General features: G+C 52.3%; 17 protein-coding genes and 1 pseudogene. 2 read left to right on the plus strand and 16 right to left on the minus strand.

The window, feature by feature from the left end; all coding sequences use genetic code 11:
• Nucleotides 1-121: 121 nt before the first annotated feature.
• Nucleotides 122-643, minus strand: coding sequence for a hypothetical protein (locus tag ACWHYD_RS20445; RefSeq protein WP_447963842.1), 522 nt, complete (start codon nt 641-643; stop codon nt 122-124).
• 59 nt (nt 644-702) lie between these two features.
• On the opposite strand from ACWHYD_RS20445, the gene ACWHYD_RS20450 reads away from it, so the two are divergent.
• The gene (locus ACWHYD_RS20450) at nt 703-1,671 is read left to right on the plus strand and encodes a glycosyltransferase family 2 protein (RefSeq protein WP_447963843.1); all 969 of its coding nucleotides are present in this window, start codon (nt 703-705) and stop codon (nt 1,669-1,671) included.
• A 281-nt stretch (nt 1,672-1,952) separates the two neighbouring features.
• Here ACWHYD_RS20450 and ACWHYD_RS20455 read toward each other — a convergent pair whose 3' ends face one another.
• The 7 genes and pseudogenes from ACWHYD_RS20455 to ACWHYD_RS20485 all read right to left on the minus strand — a co-directional run bounded on the left by ACWHYD_RS20455 (nt 1,953) and on the right by ACWHYD_RS20485 (nt 7,321).
• Complete coding sequence (locus ACWHYD_RS20455) at nt 1,953-3,428, minus strand: lipopolysaccharide biosynthesis protein (protein ID WP_447963844.1); 1,476 nt, start codon at nt 3,426-3,428, stop codon at nt 1,953-1,955.
• Complete coding sequence (locus ACWHYD_RS20460) at nt 3,425-4,423, minus strand: SGNH/GDSL hydrolase family protein (RefSeq protein ID WP_447963845.1); 999 nt, start codon at nt 4,421-4,423, stop codon at nt 3,425-3,427. The genes ACWHYD_RS20455 and ACWHYD_RS20460 overlap by 4 nt, the downstream gene beginning before the upstream one ends.
• Before the next feature lie 322 nt (nt 4,424-4,745).
• Entirely contained in the window at nt 4,746-5,057 is a 312-nt protein-coding gene (locus ACWHYD_RS20465) for a hypothetical protein (RefSeq protein WP_447963846.1), read from the minus strand.
• A 271-nt stretch (nt 5,058-5,328) separates the two neighbouring features.
• Nucleotides 5,329-5,784: a hypothetical protein gene (locus ACWHYD_RS20470; protein WP_447963847.1), complete on the minus strand. Its 456-nt coding sequence runs from the start codon at nt 5,782-5,784 to the stop codon at nt 5,329-5,331.
• Nucleotides 5,785-5,879: 95 nt separating this feature from the next.
• Nucleotides 5,880-6,164, minus strand: a pseudogene (locus ACWHYD_RS20475) (Glu/Leu/Phe/Val dehydrogenase dimerization domain-containing protein); the annotation flags it as partial.
• Between the two features lie 152 nt (nt 6,165-6,316).
• Nucleotides 6,317-6,451 carry a hypothetical protein gene (locus tag ACWHYD_RS20480; RefSeq protein ID WP_447963848.1) on the minus strand — a complete coding sequence of 45 codons (135 nt, stop codon included), beginning with the start codon at nt 6,449-6,451 and terminating at the stop codon, nt 6,317-6,319.
• 123 nt (nt 6,452-6,574) lie between these two features.
• Complete coding sequence (locus ACWHYD_RS20485; protein WP_447963849.1) at nt 6,575-7,321, minus strand: class I SAM-dependent methyltransferase; 747 nt, start codon at nt 7,319-7,321, stop codon at nt 6,575-6,577.
• Between the two features lie 231 nt (nt 7,322-7,552).
• Here ACWHYD_RS20485 and ACWHYD_RS20490 point away from each other — a divergent pair, with 231 nt between their 5' ends.
• The gene (locus ACWHYD_RS20490) at nt 7,553-8,032 is read left to right on the plus strand and encodes a hypothetical protein (protein WP_447963850.1); all 480 of its coding nucleotides are present in this window, start codon (nt 7,553-7,555) and stop codon (nt 8,030-8,032) included.
• A gap of 76 nt (nt 8,033-8,108) precedes the next feature.
• On the opposite strand, the gene ACWHYD_RS20495 is transcribed toward ACWHYD_RS20490, so the two are convergent.
• The 8 genes from ACWHYD_RS20495 to ACWHYD_RS20530 all read right to left on the minus strand — a co-directional run bounded on the left by ACWHYD_RS20495 (nt 8,109) and on the right by ACWHYD_RS20530 (nt 17,463).
• The gene (locus ACWHYD_RS20495; protein ID WP_447963851.1) at nt 8,109-8,567 is read right to left on the minus strand and encodes a hypothetical protein; all 459 of its coding nucleotides are present in this window, start codon (nt 8,565-8,567) and stop codon (nt 8,109-8,111) included.
• 234 nt (nt 8,568-8,801) lie between these two features.
• A complete protein-coding gene (locus ACWHYD_RS20500) occupies nt 8,802-8,990 on the minus strand; it encodes a hypothetical protein (protein WP_447963852.1) in 189 nt (62 codons plus the stop codon).
• A gap of 163 nt (nt 8,991-9,153) precedes the next feature.
• Entirely contained in the window at nt 9,154-10,518 is a 1,365-nt protein-coding gene (locus ACWHYD_RS20505; protein ID WP_447963853.1) for a phenylacetate--CoA ligase family protein, read from the minus strand.
• On the minus strand, nt 10,515-12,359 hold the full coding sequence (gene asnB, locus ACWHYD_RS20510) for an asparagine synthase (glutamine-hydrolyzing) (RefSeq protein ID WP_447963854.1): 1,845 nt from the start codon (nt 12,357-12,359) through the stop codon (nt 10,515-10,517). Before asnB ends, ACWHYD_RS20505 begins: the two co-directional genes overlap by 4 nt.
• A 244-nt stretch (nt 12,360-12,603) precedes the next feature.
• The gene (locus tag ACWHYD_RS20515; protein WP_447963855.1) at nt 12,604-13,749 is read right to left on the minus strand and encodes a hypothetical protein; all 1,146 of its coding nucleotides are present in this window, start codon (nt 13,747-13,749) and stop codon (nt 12,604-12,606) included.
• Between the two features lie 121 nt (nt 13,750-13,870).
• Complete coding sequence (locus ACWHYD_RS20520) at nt 13,871-15,181, minus strand: phenylacetate--CoA ligase family protein (protein ID WP_447963856.1); 1,311 nt, start codon at nt 15,179-15,181, stop codon at nt 13,871-13,873.
• A gap of 30 nt (nt 15,182-15,211) precedes the next feature.
• Nucleotides 15,212-16,513 carry a phenylacetate--CoA ligase family protein gene (locus ACWHYD_RS20525; RefSeq protein WP_447963857.1) on the minus strand — a complete coding sequence of 434 codons (1,302 nt, stop codon included), beginning with the start codon at nt 16,511-16,513 and terminating at the stop codon, nt 15,212-15,214.
• Nucleotides 16,514-16,674: 161 nt separating this feature from the next.
• Nucleotides 16,675-17,463, minus strand: coding sequence for a methyltransferase domain-containing protein (locus tag ACWHYD_RS20530; protein ID WP_447963858.1), 789 nt, complete (start codon nt 17,461-17,463; stop codon nt 16,675-16,677).
• Nucleotides 17,464-17,734: the final 271 nt, after the last annotated feature.

A 17,734-nucleotide genomic window follows, 5' to 3' on the forward strand; every position in this document is an offset into this window, starting at 1 on the left:
CTCCCTTTCAGGGAAATACCCGCAGATGCAAATGATACAATGATATCTGTATAACCCGTTCTATCCTAGGGTGCAAGTATGATTGCAGCCATCTTTTGGGAAGCCCCTATCGCCTCCCCCCTTATGGAGCAGTTAACCCGTGACCACCCTCTACCATATACCGCCCCTTAAACAAAGGCGCGAGGTTTTTGAGCTCGTCCCCTTCTCGATAGAGCCGTCTACGCACTCCTTGCACTGGGTACTCCTTGTCTACCTTGGATGACACACTACTACGACGACTGGAGTGGACGGGAGGGAAATCGATATGGCGACTCCCGGTACGGCATGGGTCAAAGCTGTAAAGAAAATACACATTTCTCAGCAAGCTGAGGAGAGGATCCTGCACGGGACCCCTGAAGAACGGTCTTGTCTGCTTCGCTTGGGTATGACGGCACTGCCGGGAACATGCCCTGTACAGGCTTGAGACGAGGCCATGCGGACCATCGTCGAGTGCCCGGGGGACCAACCGCCGATGTGCGAGATCCTGACCCACATGGTCCTGTTGCTGATCCCGTCCGACCACGAAGTCTTCGTGACACATTGCCAAACGGCCTCCCGTCAGGAATAATTCCATTCCCGTGGAGTGAGTGGCGGGTAGAGTCAAGACCGGCGCCGCCTGTATAAACAGGCGCGCGCCCCAACAAAGTAACTGGAGGAAGCCCCATGCGTGAGAAGGAGCAGCCGGAGCCCGGCCCCACTGCCAGGCCGGTGGTAAGCGTGCTGATTGTGGCGGACCATGACACCGAGCGCCACGCCGAACTGGCGGATCTGCGCAGTTGTCTGCACGCCCTCGCCGCCCAGGAGGTGGATGCCCCCGTGGAATTTCTGCTCGTCGAGACACAAGAGCGGGCCCGAAGCCTGCCGGCGGAGGTGCTCGCCCTGTTACCGGGGTTACGGGTGATCGGCGTGCCTCATAATGCGACCTACGAACAAAAGAATGCGGGCGCACAGGCGGCGCAGGGGGACATCATCGCGCTCTTGGATGTTGACTGCATTCCCGTGGCCGGCTGGCTGCAGGCCCTGATCACCACGTTCCGGGCCCATCCCGACTACGTGGCGGTGAGCGGCCGCACCAGGTATGAGGGCAAAACCACCAGCGAGCGCTGTCTTTCGGTCCTCTCCCGCGGCTTTCTCGATCCCGGCAAAGAAGGCCCGACCCGCTTCATTTCCAATAACAACTCCGGGTTTCGCCGGGAGGTGTACGCACGGTTTCCCCTGCCGGAGGGAGAAGGCCCCTACGCCGCGCAGCTCCAATCGGCGGCCATGAGGCGGGACGGCGGCCGTTTTCTCTTTCAGCCCACCATGACCGTGATCCACGACTTCGAGGGCTGGACCATGGAGCGGGATATTCGGTGCCATATCGGCTGGGCCACGATCCGAATCCGGCAGATTGATCCCGGGTTGCGATTCAGCTGGCTGCTCCGGCTCGGGCCGGCGTCCATTCCGTTGTTTTACATAGGGCGGGTGGTGGAGAGCGTGGGGACGTGTCTCCGGGTGGGCCATCAATACGGGCTGCGGCTGACGGACTATCCCGTCGCCCTGGGACTGACCCTGTGGGTTCATTTTCTCGAAATCACCGGCATGCGGCTGGCCTTCCGGCACCAGCGCGTCGACCACACGAAATATCGCTGACTGCTTATGGCCAAGCCATTTTCACCTTTTTCTAGTGTGTCCGTAAAATCGAGGGATAAACACAAAGCGACCAAGGCCGCACGACAGGTCTTCTCTCTTAATATTTCAATTCCCTTATTTGTAGGCCATCTCTTTGCCTCCTACTGAGGCTATTCCAGCTAAAACCAACAATACGGCTGGAGTTCGAAAAGCAACACGTGTCGTGCTCTGCGACTGAACTCACTTAATTCTCCTACAAAGGATTTTGTCCACTATCCCTCAATTACCCTTGAAATTCGAACTCACATTTCCTTCTGTTGTTCTATAGTTTCGGCTTTTGATCCTATAAACGAACGAGCCAGTGCAATTTCGTCGTGACTGAATTCCCGCGAGACGAAATATGCCAGAATAATCACCACTCCGATACACCCAATTTTCATCATGAGCAAAAGGCCAGAGGTTGGCCATATCACGGCCAACATATAGGCCAATACGCTAATGATAGCGCTACGTAAAAACGTTCCAATTGGTGGGAATATCCCCCAGAGGCGGTGGATCGCAAACAGGGAAGCTAATGCACCAATTCCCTGACACAGAGCTGTCACCATGGCCGCGCCAAAAGCACCGAATCTGGGAATCATCACCAAGTTTCCGATCAACACCAGCACAACCAGCGGAATGCTTAAATATAAGGTGAATAGAGGAGCACCTGAAGCCGTCGCAATGACCACGGCTACTGAGACCATCACAAATGCGATGGCCCCCATAATCAACACCCCCAGGATTGGACCAGCAAGCTCGAAAGACTGGCCAAACACCAATGTGACAATCTCAGGAGCAGCACCCGCAACGAGAGCTCCAAAGGGGAATAAACCCACAACCATTCTCATTGCACCAAATCCCATACTTTTTGCCTGATCAATTCTCCCCTCAAAAAGCAGACGGCTCACTGTCGAGAGCAATAATGGAGAAAACGACATCCCGAACAGACCAGGAATGATCGACAAATTCTGAGCCGCACCATAAATTCCTGCGGCCTCCAGTGTTCCGCCAAGAATTTTCAGCATAACCAAGCCCATGCTAGAAAAAATAAGGAACAATATGGATGAAACACACAGGAGAATACCGAAGTCATAAAATGGGCGAGTGAGAATGGCAACCTTGCCAAAGAGGGGAGGCCTGACATATCGACGGCTGACAGCAAGTTCGACAAGGGACGCCCCAAGACTTCCAATTATAGCGCCAGGAACAGACAGGCCCATTTCAACCAGGACCAGAATCAACAGCAACCTGGCAATCCAACGGCAAGCATTGGTCACGGCTTTTTGCCGAAAATTACCAATTCCCACGAGAATACTCTGGTGCGCTTGAGTCAGGCTACTGATTGGAATATGGAGGGCAAAGAGGGCGAGATACGGAGCGAGCAGCGGTTCGTCGAGCAGCCAGGCAAGAGGAAACGCCAGCAGTCCTAGTAACACGCCTCCGACAACCCCTGCAACGAATTGCAACCGGATGAGGGTGCTACCAACTGGCAGCCAGTTTTTCGCTTCCCCAATAAACTTAATCGCTGGACGCGCAAAAAATGAGTTAATCCCGAGCTCCACCCATCCAAACAACGTTGCGGAGAGCACCAATAAGCCATAGCCATCCGTTCCAAGTCGTCGGGTAAGGAACCCTGCGGTAATGAGTCCAGTAAGCGGAAACAGGAGCCCGGCGAGAAAGACTCGGACTGTCCCATCCACAAGGTGACGGCCTGGTTGGGACGACAAGGGACTCACTGGGGGAACTCTGGTTGGTGTTCCACATACAGCGCTAATTCTTCCCCGATTCGACGATGAACCGCAGGGGAAGGATGCCGGTCAAACCGGCTTGCCATATACTTGTTCATAGTAAATTCTTTACGTAAGTATGACAAATCAAGATGCTTGATCGTGTCTTGTGTCAGTCTGTCAGAAAGAATACCCCAGGCATTTTCCTCCATTCTGGGAAGGAGCACGATCAGGTAGGGAAGTCCGTATTGATCCGCTGTCTCCTTGAATTGCTGAATGTACCGATAAGAGTCGGGAATCTTCCCATGTGAAAGCAGTGGGTCAATGTATTGAGGTGGGGAAATCCAGCGTGAGCCGATATCCCTTAGGACATACAAAAGGCGAATTCCTCTCAAAACCTCTCCGACCCGAGAATCCAGAAGCATAGCGACATTCTGTCCAACCAGATACCCAGCTGCATCAATAATGGGGGTCCGCTTGAGATCCAAATCTGGTGGAATGATTGCCATGATAACCAGATTCGGCTGAATGGCCAGCATCCGGTGTTGAAGCAGGGCGGCCATCTCTCTCACGCTATAGGCCGACACCCCGAAATTAAACACTTTCACGGTCTGGATATTTTGTTGCTGATTAATAATATGTTCCAGAACTTCTGGGAATGTTCCATCAGTATTGGGGATGCCCTCACCAAACGTGACGGAATCCCCGGCAATGGCAATGCGATATTCCTGTGGTTGTTTGAGGCCATAGACCGCCCCGGCGGCTTTTGAACGCAATCCCAGGCTATCCGTGTTGATGACAGCAAGCCCTCGGGCTCGGGCTTGCAGAAGATTGGGCTTATGGATGTAGGGAATGTCCTCGCTCGATTCAAATGACGTATAGATCGGATCATGAATATGATGCTCCGAATACCCCCAGATCCTGACCCCAATTTCCAAAAGGGGTAAGGTCACGATGAGCAGATAACCTGCATACAATAGAATCCTTTTCAATCTTTTTGGCATTGATGATTCTTTCTTAACTAAGCCAACCGTGGCGGCTTCGACTGCCCCGTTTTCAATTCGTAAAATGATTCAGTATCGATAAAACAGGACCTTCCTAGAAGGAATCAATCCTAACACGGCATCAAAAATCCGGCATTGGAATTAAAATGACTCGACAAGCATAAATTTCTCTGGCGGCATCTTTTCTTGGTCCGCCCATGCCGGCAGGGCTCGATAAAGGTTTCCCACAATTCCTCCTCCCATGCTGCGTAGCCCGAAACCACAATGACCGATAGGCCAGCTTCTTTGCTATTTGTTGCCTGTCATTGCTTGATCATGGCGATTAATAGCCAACCCACCCCACTGGAATTGTCAGAATCAAGGAATGAAGCGGAGTCTTGCCCTGATCCATATTTCCTGCATGAACTTGTTGATCCTCCACTTTGCCTTTTTTTTCGTAAACCATTTCAAGGGATGCCACGCCCATTCGCTCCGGGCCCGAGTGATCTCTTTCATTTTTTTCTCCACAAGTCATATCAATAATGGGGGTGTTAAAAAATTCTGCCTGGCCGGACACGCACAAGGAATCGGTAAATATCACAGACCACCGACGAAGAACCATATACACCTGGGACACCGTCTCATTCACCACCATTCATGCCCATCTCTTTGCTAATTGCGATTGCGCCAGGACCGCCAAAAGAGACCCCGGTACCCAACCCCTAGTATAGAGTTCTACCCGAGCGGCAACGAGCTTATTGCGTAGAGATGGGGGGCAGCGCTTCGCTGAATCTCCCCAAAGCGTTGTCGTGCGAACTGTTCGGCAATCTCGCGCGATGATACCTGCCGGTGCATCGCCTCCCTTACTAGGCACGCAACGCGATCGCCGAAATGAAGCTCCATAACCGACATGATCTGCTATCTGCTCATCGACGCAAAGCCATCGTACTCCCGAGCATCCCGCCACAGTTAGTCACGAAACCGGGAAGGTCCATGAGTCCCAGTTCAAACAGAATTTTCTCGGCTTCCGCCGTTACTGGTTCATTGGCTCCTGGACAGATAAGACGCGCGGGCACACGAGAAGCATCGTGAGCATGAAGACTGGGATGGGTCGCACAAGGACACAGCAGATCGACGGTCGACTCAAACAAGTCAGCGCAACAAATTCCCTCGGCATCTGTATAAAAATCCATCAAATGGCTACCATACTGAGCAGCGAGTTGGTTGAGCTGTCTCACATTCAGACCATGCGGATTTGTAATTGCTCCCCTCTCTGTAGAGATTGCCACCACTTTGGCATTCGCTTCGTCCAACAGGGTGACCAACGCGCTCCCCACCTTACTGAATCCTTCAATGGCTACCATACAACGAGAAAGCGTCAAATCGAAATGCTGGATTACCCATTAGGCACTGATGAACACAATCGCCGCCGTATAATGCCCCTATTGCGTATCGCGTAACTTCGTCAACTTAAGCTTCACACCAACCGCATTGAGCATCGCGCGGATGTCTGTGTCATTTGTACCCATAGGAGAGCCAAGAATAAAGATGCGGTTAATTTGAAGCGGAACAATCGCCCAAACGCTTCCAAATGCTGCCGGCGTTCTGCGAGCTGGGCCTCAGGGTTGAAACGCACGCCTGCCTTCGCGCCACCTTGTAGTTGTCTTAAGAAGCCGCCCTTGAGGGTCATCGTAAGGGCTAGACCACGCACTTCTGCTTCGGTCACATTGGGTGACATGCGAAGCCCCTCTCTCGAGATGCCACATACGGTGGAATCAACGACGACCTACCCCATAACTTCGGAGCTTCGAGCGACCGTGCAGACAAGTTGGTTGTCATCCCTCATCTCTCGATGCACATCGACGCAGTCACTTCCCTTGAGGAAAGATGCCATCGAGAATCCCATTCAAAACTTCAATACTCGAACAACCATGAAGTGGCCGGCGAGATGGCATGCGGGATATCTTGATAGGTGCTGAATCCTTGCTCACGCAAAAACCGTTTGGGCGTTTCTTGCCAGCGGCTTATAGGATAAATTCCAAACTTCATGTTCAAATGAATCATCAAAGATCAGACTTTGGTTTAAAGGATCTTTTCATTCGTTCGCAGCATCCACTAACCGAGCTATTGCCTGTTTACCAGGTACCTCATATCGCTGGACACGATTGCTGTCTAGGGTTTTTTTGCATTGAGGAATAACAGCTCCCAATTCATGCGACACGCAGTGCTGTCGAGATCATAGCCCAAATGCTTTCGGATACCCTCTAGGATCTGGGCAGAGTCTGCTTTATCGATCCCGAACAACAGTTGAGAAAATCGTCCCATGGCCTGGGGAGAATCAAATTCCCAGTGAAAAGGGATCAACGAAGACTCCCTCACAGTAAATCCCCATCCTTCGATCTCATCTTGAGTTTCGGGGGAGATATATGTCCCTTTGTGTCCCATTGTATTGTGTTCGTTGACAAAACCGTCCAAAAATTCGGAAACGGCCGACCCCACTTGCACGTCAGCGATGGTAAGCGTCCCTCCCTTTCTTAGCATTCGATAGGCCTCTGAGAAGAACCGGTTCTTTTCATCGACATGGTGCAATGCCGCGAGGCTGATAATTTTATCCACCGCCCCGGTCTGGATAGGAATATCCTCCAGAGTTGAAAGCAACACTTGGGGCACGCCATTCGCTCTGCAGAGAGCAGCAAACACCTCTGAGGTTTCGATATGGCAAAGAGTCGTAGTCCGATCCACGAAGTTACTTAAGTACCCTCCGCCGGAAGGAATATCACAAACGATATCTCCGTCTTTCATGTCGGCCATACGTACGATATGAAAGAATTCTTCTGCACGAGCGCTCGGATACAGGGTCATTGCTTGATGATATAGATGGCCTCGTTTTTTGAAAATTGCGCGATATTCCGAAAACATCAATCACCTCGTATTCTTTTTGCCCGCCTCTCAATTCCAATGCGATTGTGACGATGTCAGCTGATTCACGCCTAACATCGGAAGAATCCGTTCAAAATTGCAGAATTCCATCCCACCAACATGAGGTATCCCGCCCTTCTCCTGTCCAGAAAGCGCACCCACCTCCTGTGAACCATATCCGGTTGGCATCGCCACAAAGAGTCGTTGCGGGCCTGCCATCCACAACGAGCGATGCCTCATGGACGCTTGGTCTGCGTGGGCTACGTCATTGAGTCTGATGGCGGACGTCCCCGCCAGGTGACCGTGGTTTCTGAAAATCAACGGCGCATCAGCAAGGAAGTCGAGGACCTGCTCATTCGGTCGCTCCCACCGGACCAGGTAGTCATAGGGAGTCCGGTATTCATCCATGAGCTGGACTCCCCACTTCCTCTTGAAGCGAAGAAGTCCGTCATTGAGAATCGGCGGGGTGCCACCGAAGTCAATGCTTGCACATCTACCCTCTTGGGCGCACTTGATTTCGAAAATGTAGAGTGCCGCAAGGGCACCCTGCTTCATCAGCGAGAGGTCCCCCCCATCTGTGCCCAAAGCCACTCCACGGAAAACGTCACCCTCCCGCTCAAACAGCGCCCCGGCAATGCGATGGTCACCCCGCCGCAGCCAGGCGAACTCTCCGTGCCGCTTCTGGACGAAGGAAAATACATCGAGGAGTAAAACGCCTCCCAGTCTGCCTCCCTATGTGAGACCCCCATCGTGAAACCCTCACGCCGGAGCGTACCCAAATCTTCCTTTACGCTGAGGCTGGCCTGTGCAAGCTTTTCAAAATCGACCGGCAGCAAAAGTCGGCAGCCGATGCTTTCGGGAACCACAAGGTAACCGTCTTCAAAAAAGAGGCGGCAGAGACACGATCGACGCGCGCGACAATAAGGTCCGCATCAACAGCCAAACGTTTTAGGAACGAAGGAAGGGCCCACACAGGCACGGCTCCAACGACCTCTCGACGAGGCGCACATGCAAAGAAGCGACGCGGCAGGTAATCGGCCCAGGGGTGAAGCCCAGCCACTACGATAATTCCCAATCGCTTGGAATGTCTGGTTGGCCCTCGCAGAATAGCGACAGGTACGCGAAGCGCAACCCATGGCAAGACCCATGGGGCACATCTCTTGGCTACATCGTCCAAGCCGGCGGGAGCATGCTCATAGAGCCACCACGCCCAGTCGTTGAAGCGGGGAAACCTTTGGTTAGCCATGCCCATTTCCAACTCCCGGAGACTCATTACTCAGATGACCAACCTCGAGGAAACAAAGGCGGCCTCACCGGCGAATAGTTCGTTCCTGTTCTATAAACCGAAAATGATGGCCGGTGCATTTGTTTGGATTTTCAACCATAATACGTGGAGGGCATCTCGGTTATTGGTGACCGATGGACGAACGGAGCATCCCATTTCCTCCGCAATCGTTAAGGTGTCTCCGCTTCCTGACGCTCAATACGGCTCCAAAATGAACCGTTCGTTCTCATCGATATGTTGCAACACAGCAAGACTGAAACGTTCACAAAGATCAGCAAACACCTCGGACGTTTCGATATGAATGAGAGTCGCCGCTCGATCGAAAAAGATCCTCACGTAATCATCACCCGATGAGGCCTCGCAGACAACCCCTCTGTCCTTCATGTCGGTTTATGCGGGCATCATGACCAGGCTCTTCAATACGTTGCCTGTGGAGACATCATCATCCCTTGATGATTGAGATATCCGCGTTTCTTGAAATTTTCATGATAGGGTGCAAGCAAAAGTCACCTTGTGCTCCTTATCCACCGCACTATCGGCATAAGAATTAGGAGTCGTCATGGACTCCAGGAGGAACTATTTTTTGATCCGCCCACGCAAATGCGTCATAAGCCGATCGAATATGGGAACGATATACTCGAAATTTCCCGCTTGCCTCCCTCGGGATTGTGTCCACCAACACTACCTGGAACTGCACGTCGGATCCCAGCAACGCAATCACCGGTTGAACCAACGCTGCCATCTCCTCGGCGGAGGGTGTATGAAACGGGACGACTTTCATCACGATGAATTCCATGCGTTCCTGGGTCACCTGAAACTCTCGAATCCAGGGGACCTTTCTGACCCCCAACTCATAGGGATGGACAACCCTGTCGCCGGGAAGCACGAAGTAATCGATCATACGTCCCTGGATCGATCGAATCGTCGAAAACGGTTGTCCACATCGACAGGTTTGGCTTCCCTTTGTGACGACATCGCCAAGCTGGTATCGGATCAGCGGCATCGCAAACGAATGCAAGTCGGTTCCAACAAGCTCTCCCCTCTCTCCTTCATTCGCCGGAGTCCCATCCCGCAGCACTTCGATAATTAAGCCATCGTCACATGAGTGATATTCCCCAGTTGTTGGGCATTCCCAGGCCAGAAGGTAAAATTCGATACTTCCATACGTTTCATAGACTGGCGCGGAAAAACCGTCCTGAATCTGTTGGCGCATGAGTGGCGTCAGGACTTCTCCACCGGGATTTACAAAGTGGAGCCGAAGGGACCGTAGTACGTCGCAATTCACAGTCTGCGCGATCCTGGCCAACACGCCGGGATACCCCCCCACGACCGTAGGTTTGAACTTCTGCAGAGCCTGGACAATGTCCTCCGGTGGCTGCAGGGCATCAATGACCTTTCGCCGGGCCATCCCGAGGGTGTCCAGGATACGCTTGGCAAGCTGGTTCTGTCGTTGGATATTCCAGTTCCCCATCACATAACACATCTTGTCGCTCGCACGGAGGCCCAACGCCTGGAGCGCACGCCACCGAAAGGCACCATGAAGGCGTTCCTCCAGCCAAGTGCGACGCACAATAAATGGTCGCCCGGAGGACCCGCTGGAGGCGCGGGTGATCAGAGACCTCGGGTCCACATTCCGAGCGATGATTTCATCGACCGGCAAGCCTTGCAAATCACTTCTGGAGGTGATGGGCACGGCCCCCAAATCCTCGACCGTTCGGATATCCTGGGGTTTCAGTCCATGTCGATCAAAGAGCCCACGGTAATAGGGCACATGGCGATAGGCATGTGCGACCAACCGGCAAACTCGCTCGTTTTGAAAGGCCACAAGCTGCTCTCGTCCGACATGCGGATGGCGAAGCATGGAATAGAGCGTGGACACAGGATTGGAGGCCAACACACTCGTGCATCTCACGACGGACGGCACCCTTGGACAAATAGGTCATCCCATAATTGAATATTGAGGACCCCGATTAATTCTCTTCCAAAATTCGCCTTGCCGTTTTGATGTTGCTGAAGCATGTGTCGAACAGAATGAGGATTGAAATACCCTTTGGTGTGGAGCCTGCTTTCGGACAGAGCGTCTGCGACAAATTCCGGCAAAAGACCCTGCCATGGCCAGAATGGGGCGGAAAGCCCCCTCTTCCTTCTTTTCAGAATTTCCGCGGGCAAGACACCTTCCAGGGCCCGTCGAAGAATATGCTTTTCCTGAAGCCCTCGCATTTTCAAGTCGGATGGAATCTGGCTGCATAATTCGACAAATTCATGATCGAGGAATGGCACGCGTGCCTCCAGGCCATAAGCCATGGAGGCAGCATCCAGGGTTCTTGTAATGAAGTCCGAAAGGCGCACATTAATATCCAAATACTGTAATTGAGCAAAACGATTCCTTCCTTCAAAATCCTTCGGAAGAAAGAAATGCGGTTCTGAATCGTTGAAAGAACTATGGATGTTGCTAAGGTGATCGGAAAAAAGATCATCGTAACTTCGGTGGGAGGCATTATCGATTATTTGGGTGTATCGAGACAGGTCCATCGTGGCGTGGGCGGCGAATGCCCGACTTGATCGAGAATATTTTTTCCTCAGGAACGGGATGTTTGCGATGAGTTGACGCACACTGAGTGGAAGATTGAGGAATGGTTCATCCGAGCCCTCACCGGTCAAGACGACTTTCACCTGCTGAGCCGCCATTCTGGCGAGCAACATATGGGGGATGCCCTCAGATGAGATATTGGGATCTTCGCGATGCCAAATCATTTCCGGCAACAGATCAAAATCGGCGGTTCTGCAGGTTGTGATGTGATGGCGAAGATTGTAGCCCGAGAAATCTGTGAAAATCCTTTTCGGACCTATCTCATTAAACAACGGATCTTCAAACGCCGCAGAAAAAGTGTGGATAGGATCCGAGATTTCTCGGCTCATCAATCCCGCCATAGCACTTGAATCGATTCCACTGCTCAAATAACAACCTAGTGGCACATCGCTTCGGAGGTGGAGGCGGACGGACTCTTCAAGTTTATCTCGTACCGTCTCGGCCCATTCCTGAGCGCTTCGTTGAAAGCCTTCCTCACCCCTTGATGGAAAGGAGTGATCCCAATAACGCTGGATCGTGATCTTCTCGTTTTCATGGAGAAGATAATGCGCGGGTGGGAGCCGCCGTATTGAACACAAGAGGGTCTTCGGCGCTTGAACAAATCCGACCGCAAACAACTCCTTCATAGCACCGGCATCAACCTGACGGTCAATACACCCGCTTGCAAGGATGGACTTCAACTCCGATCCAAAAAACAGAGCACCGGGTTTGATGGCATAGCTGAGGGGTTTGATACCGAACCGATCTCGGGCCAACATGAGACGACGATGACGGGAATCCCAGATAGCGAAGCCGAACATACCTCTCAGAAAATCCACACAACGCACCCCATAATCCTCGTATAAATGGACAAGGACTTCGGCATCCGAATGTGTCCTGAAACGATGATCTGCAGCCTCTAGATCTTGACGCAATTCCTTGTAGTTGTAGATTTCTCCATTACATACACCGGTGACAGAGTTATCCTCGTTGGAAATGGGCTGATCGCCGGTTTCCAAGTCTATGATGCTCAGTCGACGGAAGCCGAGACCGATACCCGGGTCAACAAAGTACCCAGCCCCATCCGGTCCACGATGGGACATCATGTTTGTCATATGATGAAGCATATCCCGATCGACCGGCCTCTTAGGATCGGAATACACCACGCCGCACAATCCGCACATAGGCACTCCCACTCTTGGGTGTCGCGTACCTCTTAGCCAAACCTCGGCGAAGGGCGTTTGGTCGTGGTCCTAGTTGATGACTTTCAAATCAACGACTGAATACAGCGCATTCCTATAGTTAGAAACTATCGTCTAGCCAAAGGCTAGGTTTTCGAACCTCGCATCTCGCCACAACAGGTGTCCTTACTGATCATCGGCGCAAAGAGCGGGAATGTTGATAAGGCCCTCGATGCCTCCCCAAGCATCATGAAAGGGTCGATGAGAATCGGGTGTGGCTCCGGCTACGCTTAACGAGAACTTCCTCATCTATCATCGGTTGGCGACCGGACTCAGTCAGGAGGTAGAGTCGATGTAGCCCTTCAATCCAGAGAGATCGGCGACTCTGTGATTCGTCCGCATGGATTGCAGACAAGCGTTCTCCGTCCCGAAAGATAAGGCCCGTGTGAGAGAAGAAGTCCTTCACTATGCCGTTTACGCTATTCCAACGGATCAACAGATCATAATAGGAATTAGGATTGTCAAATAGGGCATTTCCCCATTTGCGTTTATAGCGAAGCAATCCGTCATGCAGGGAAGACCGAGCGGCTCTAAAATTCACCTCAGCAAACCCCAACTGGCGGGCATACTGTATGCTGTAATAGTAGAGCGCGGCCATAATTCCTCTTTTTTTCAGAGGGATTTCACCCGAAGCCATGCCTATGGCCAAAAGGTTAAATGTGTCCTGTTTTCGTTCATAGAGAACACCGGCAAGTGGCTGATTATCTCCCATAACCCAGAGGATTCCCCCTTTTCGGATAAACCGACGTAGTTCCTGCCGGCCTTTGATAATGGCCATGGCTCCATGACGGTCTCTCGAGAAAGGGACGTACATGGAGTCATAAAACTCGTCAAATCGCTCCTCCCCTTCGGTGACCAATGGCTGCAACTTATGTTTGCGGACCAGACGCATATCCTCCCGGATACTTCGGTTACTACGCACCAACTCATCGAGATCCCCAGGAAGGGCGAGACGCATGTCAATCCATTCAGGAACCGCAAGATAATCCTTCCCGAAGAATTTTTCCGCTGACAATCGGTCTGCACGAACAATAGTCAGATCGGCTGCATCACGCAGGCGATCTAGCAGAGCCGGCAGGTCCCGTAGCGACACATTTCCTACCAGCTCACGTTTGGGTTCCCCAATGAAAAACCTGTTCGGCAAATAGGCAACCCAGGGATCATGGCCCGCCACCAATAGTGTCCCGATATGCCCGGATTGAAGGGTGGGCCCCCTCAGCAACACAACTGGGACCCCTCGTAATCCCAGACACGCCCACGCGTAAAAACCATATCGCGGAACCAAGGTTTGTGCCTTGCCGGAAAGGCGGGAGATGACCCACTCTACCATCATGTTTTTTAAATGGTTCATCCTATTCGTGCCCACTGTTTTTGTTCCGACTGGCCGCAACCACATTCGCAAGGTTCAACTACCCTCTGTCCTGGTTTCCACGAAACCATGGGAATGTCGCGTCTCAAGATGCCGCTCCCGTGGTGTCTCTGAGAGAGCCCTCGTTGAGATTGCCCACTCTGAAGATTGCATGGGTCTTGCCCGTGCCATCTGCCGGCCACGGCTTAACGATCCTGATTGATAGATCGACCTCACCAAGGAGCTTTCGGAGATGACCCAGAACGGTTAGATGGACATGCGAATCGGTGTCTTCGTTCTCGATCCCTGGATGGCCGACGAGGGCGTGGCAGGTGAGCTCCAGCCGAAACTTCTTTAGGCTTTCCTGGTAAAGGCGGAATTCTCCGAGGCGAAGTGTTCCCGCGAGGTGATCAAGTATCTTTCTGGTCGTAAGGAGACGCCCGTCTCCGAGTAAAATTGAGGCTCGTTCGCGCCCTTCGATTGAACCCATCAAAGGCAGTTGTCGACCGCAGGAACATTCACCTGATGCAGCTATGGCCAGATCAGCCGTATTGTACCGTATGAGTGGCATCGTCCGGGCACGCAAATCTGTCACCACGATTGTCCCTAAGTCGCCCGGATGAGCCGGTATCCCATCCCGCAATACTTCGACAAAATGTGTATCCGCATTCACATGGAACGACCCACGCTGCTCGCATTGCCAGGCGATGTATCCGACCTCGGTCTGGCCATACAACCCGACCGGTTCGCGGTTGAAGACTCGCGTGACTAATTGACGGGTTTCGGCATCCACCAATTCTCCTGCGCAAAACACCACCCGTGGCTGTTTGAGTATGACCTGGGCCGCTTCGCTCGCTCGCGCAATGCGGCGAAGTGCCGTTGCCGTGCCCACCACCACATCAGGCTTGGCCTCCAACAATTGAGCCAACTGGTCCTCGATGGACTGCTCCGTCGAGATCCATGTCTTCCGAGAAATTCCGAAGCGCTGCAGCATGTGCGATGGACCCGGCTTTATCTGAAACTGGGCGGTGTGATGGCGCCAATGAAATCCGTGTTCGAACCAAATCCGCAGTCCCACGGCTCTTCGCACACGTTCTTCGAGCGGCCGCTTCCAGACCCGTAATGCCACACCTGATGAGCCACTTGTATCAAGATAGGTACAGGATGATGGGTCCACTCCTCGCGCCAGCAACTCGCCAAGTTTTGCAGCTTCTCGCACCATGGGAGCGGTAATGATTGGAATACTCTCCAGATCCTGAATGCCTCGAATGGCTTGGACATCTACCCGCGCTTCGTCCCAAACACGCCGGTAAAACTGGACGTTTCTGTAGGCATGGATCGCAGCGGCACGGAACAAATGATCTTGCAACGATCTGAGATGTGCGGGAGAACGTGTTACGTTCGACCTCAGATCCATTAGGCACTTCCATGTTCGCAGTATTTCCATCTAGAGCCCTTGCCTTCCGGAGGCAGGCTGCTCCTCAATTGCAGTCCCGACTTTCGAGATGATCATCCTGGTCTTCTCTCCAGGGCTTAACAGGATCCTCTCCACTCGCTCAACCTGCAGATTGATTTCACCAGGCAGGACAGCTTGAAGATCCGATTCTATTCTCGAAAGAAGATCTTGAGCGTTATTTGTCACAACGATTTGGAGCTGGACTTCGTTCAACCTATCTTGCAAAATCCTCCACTGGTGTAACTCGTCATAGCGCCCCAGGACCTCGTGAAAAAAAGGCCAGAAGATGCGCCTGCCGTCCTGCAAAGCCACTGAATCCACCCTGCGTCCATAGATTCGCCTCAGAAGGGGAAGAGTGCGCCCACACGGACATGATGTGGTCTCAACCTCGGCCAGATCTCCTGTTTCATAGCGAATCATCGGCATGGTCCACATGCCTAATGCTGTGGTGATGATTGGACCAGGTTCCCCTGAAGCCGCAGCCACCTCCACAATGTGGCTATCAGCGCTTACGTGAAATCCGGAATGACGCTCGCACTCCCACGCGAAATTCGAAAGTTCAACCAACCCGTACACATCCACAGGATCCCTTCCCAACGCACAGCGAACCAATTGACGCGTGGCCGGTGAGAGGGTTTCACTATCGGAGATGATAAGTCGGGGCGCGGGCAGCTTGAACCCCATTGTTTGGACAGTTTCCGCCAATGCATGCAAGGTACCCGCCCCTGCAACAATCACGTCCGGCCTCGTCTTAACCATGCGTTGGGCCCAGAACTCTGGCGGGTCCAGAATCGAACACCAATCTTTTGGAGCGATACCAAGCCGTTGGACGAAAAACTGCCGACCAAAAGTCATGCGAATTTCAAGCGTGCGGTCAGTCCAGCGGAAACCATGTTCGAATAGAATGCGCCAGGCAACCACCCGCTGCCACTGCTGATCTATGGATCCAAGAAAGATCCGCAAGGGAGTTCCTGTCGAACCGCTCGTTTCAACGATTCTACATCGGCTTGGATCAATCCCCTGAGCAACAACTTCCTCCGGACTTGCTTGCTTGAGACGATCTTTTTGAAGAATAGGGATTTCCCCTATATCATCCAAAGAACGAAATTCCTCAGGGTGATAACCCGCCTCCTTATAAAGGCTTCGATAGAGTGGAACGTTGTAGTAGGCATGATTGAGGAGTACCCGAATCCGCTCCTCCTGTACCTGACGTAAATCCACCAGGCTCCACCGACTGGAAGACAGAGCTTGTCGAATTAACCGAAAAGTTTTCCATCCGTCTAACAACATCATTCGTTTTGGTGCGGCGTCTCTTCTCTTACATCTGTTTTGATTCAACAACACGAGTGAGCAATAAAAATGCCTCGTTGACCTACCAAGTTCGCGCATACGACGCAACTCACAAACATTCTATAGAAAAATCATTTATTCCCTGTAGACCCCGCTCGGTTGCTTTATTTTTTTTCTGCTCTGACAGCAATAAAGTTCCCTGTTACATACCGCGTGGGCCAGCGCGACAGATGTTCAAATGCCTCCAGCCAAAGCAAAAATCGTTGTTGCACGGAACCCTTCGCGCAGGAGCACAAGAGCTTGGCGACGAATACGGCGAAAATACGCGGGCAATGGAGCACTGCCGTGGCCTCCCTTACCTCGAATCCGATCTCCCGCAGCAACTTCTGTAAGCGCCATGGACCGCAGGTGGCACCAACATAGTAGGGAAGGATACCTAACCGGTTCAATAATTTGAATGGAAGAATGTTACGCGCGGCAATAATGGGATTAGCAGGATTATCCAATGTCAGGATTAGCTGCCCGTTTTTGCGAAGCACCCGGTGCAATTCCCGCAAACTCACGATGATCTCATCTAGGGTTAGGAAATGGTCCAGGGTGGAATTGGACACCACCACATCAAACGACTCCTCTCCGAAAGGAAGATGACGCACATCTGCGCATGCTCCACGAATGCTCATATCCCCAGGACAGGCCAATTCCACATTCTGGAATGAGAGATCCATTCCAACGACCTTGTGAGCACGTGTCTTCAGGAATTGAATAAGCCCCCCTCCCACCGCTTCGTCAAACGTATCAGTCTTTAGCAACCGAGGAGATGGCTGTTCGGGAAGCCAACGGAGAAGTAGGGATTGATTAACCGTATCACTATGTTTTCTCCAGAGCTGATCCGGGCGTGTCTTTTTCCATTCGTCTGCTATGGAGTCCCAGTAGCTCGCACCTTCGTTTATCACGCCGTCGATTCCCTGATTGGTAAATGGGAGTGAAGAGCCCTTAGATCTGAGCCAAGATACTTCTTCTCTCGCTAGATCAGCCCACGACAATGTCGCCCAGATAGTATCGGACTTTCCGAACAGTGAGTTGACATTTTAATAGGTAGGTTCTCAAGCCTTACACTGACAAATCCGCCTGAGGATGAAGCAACCCTCCATTTACCCGAATGAGAATGTTGGGTTGTCATCATGTGCATAGAGGAAAGGCCTGATTTGGCGGCACGCGAATTGG

The organism is Nitrospira sp. Ecomares 2.1 (assembly GCF_965152585.1).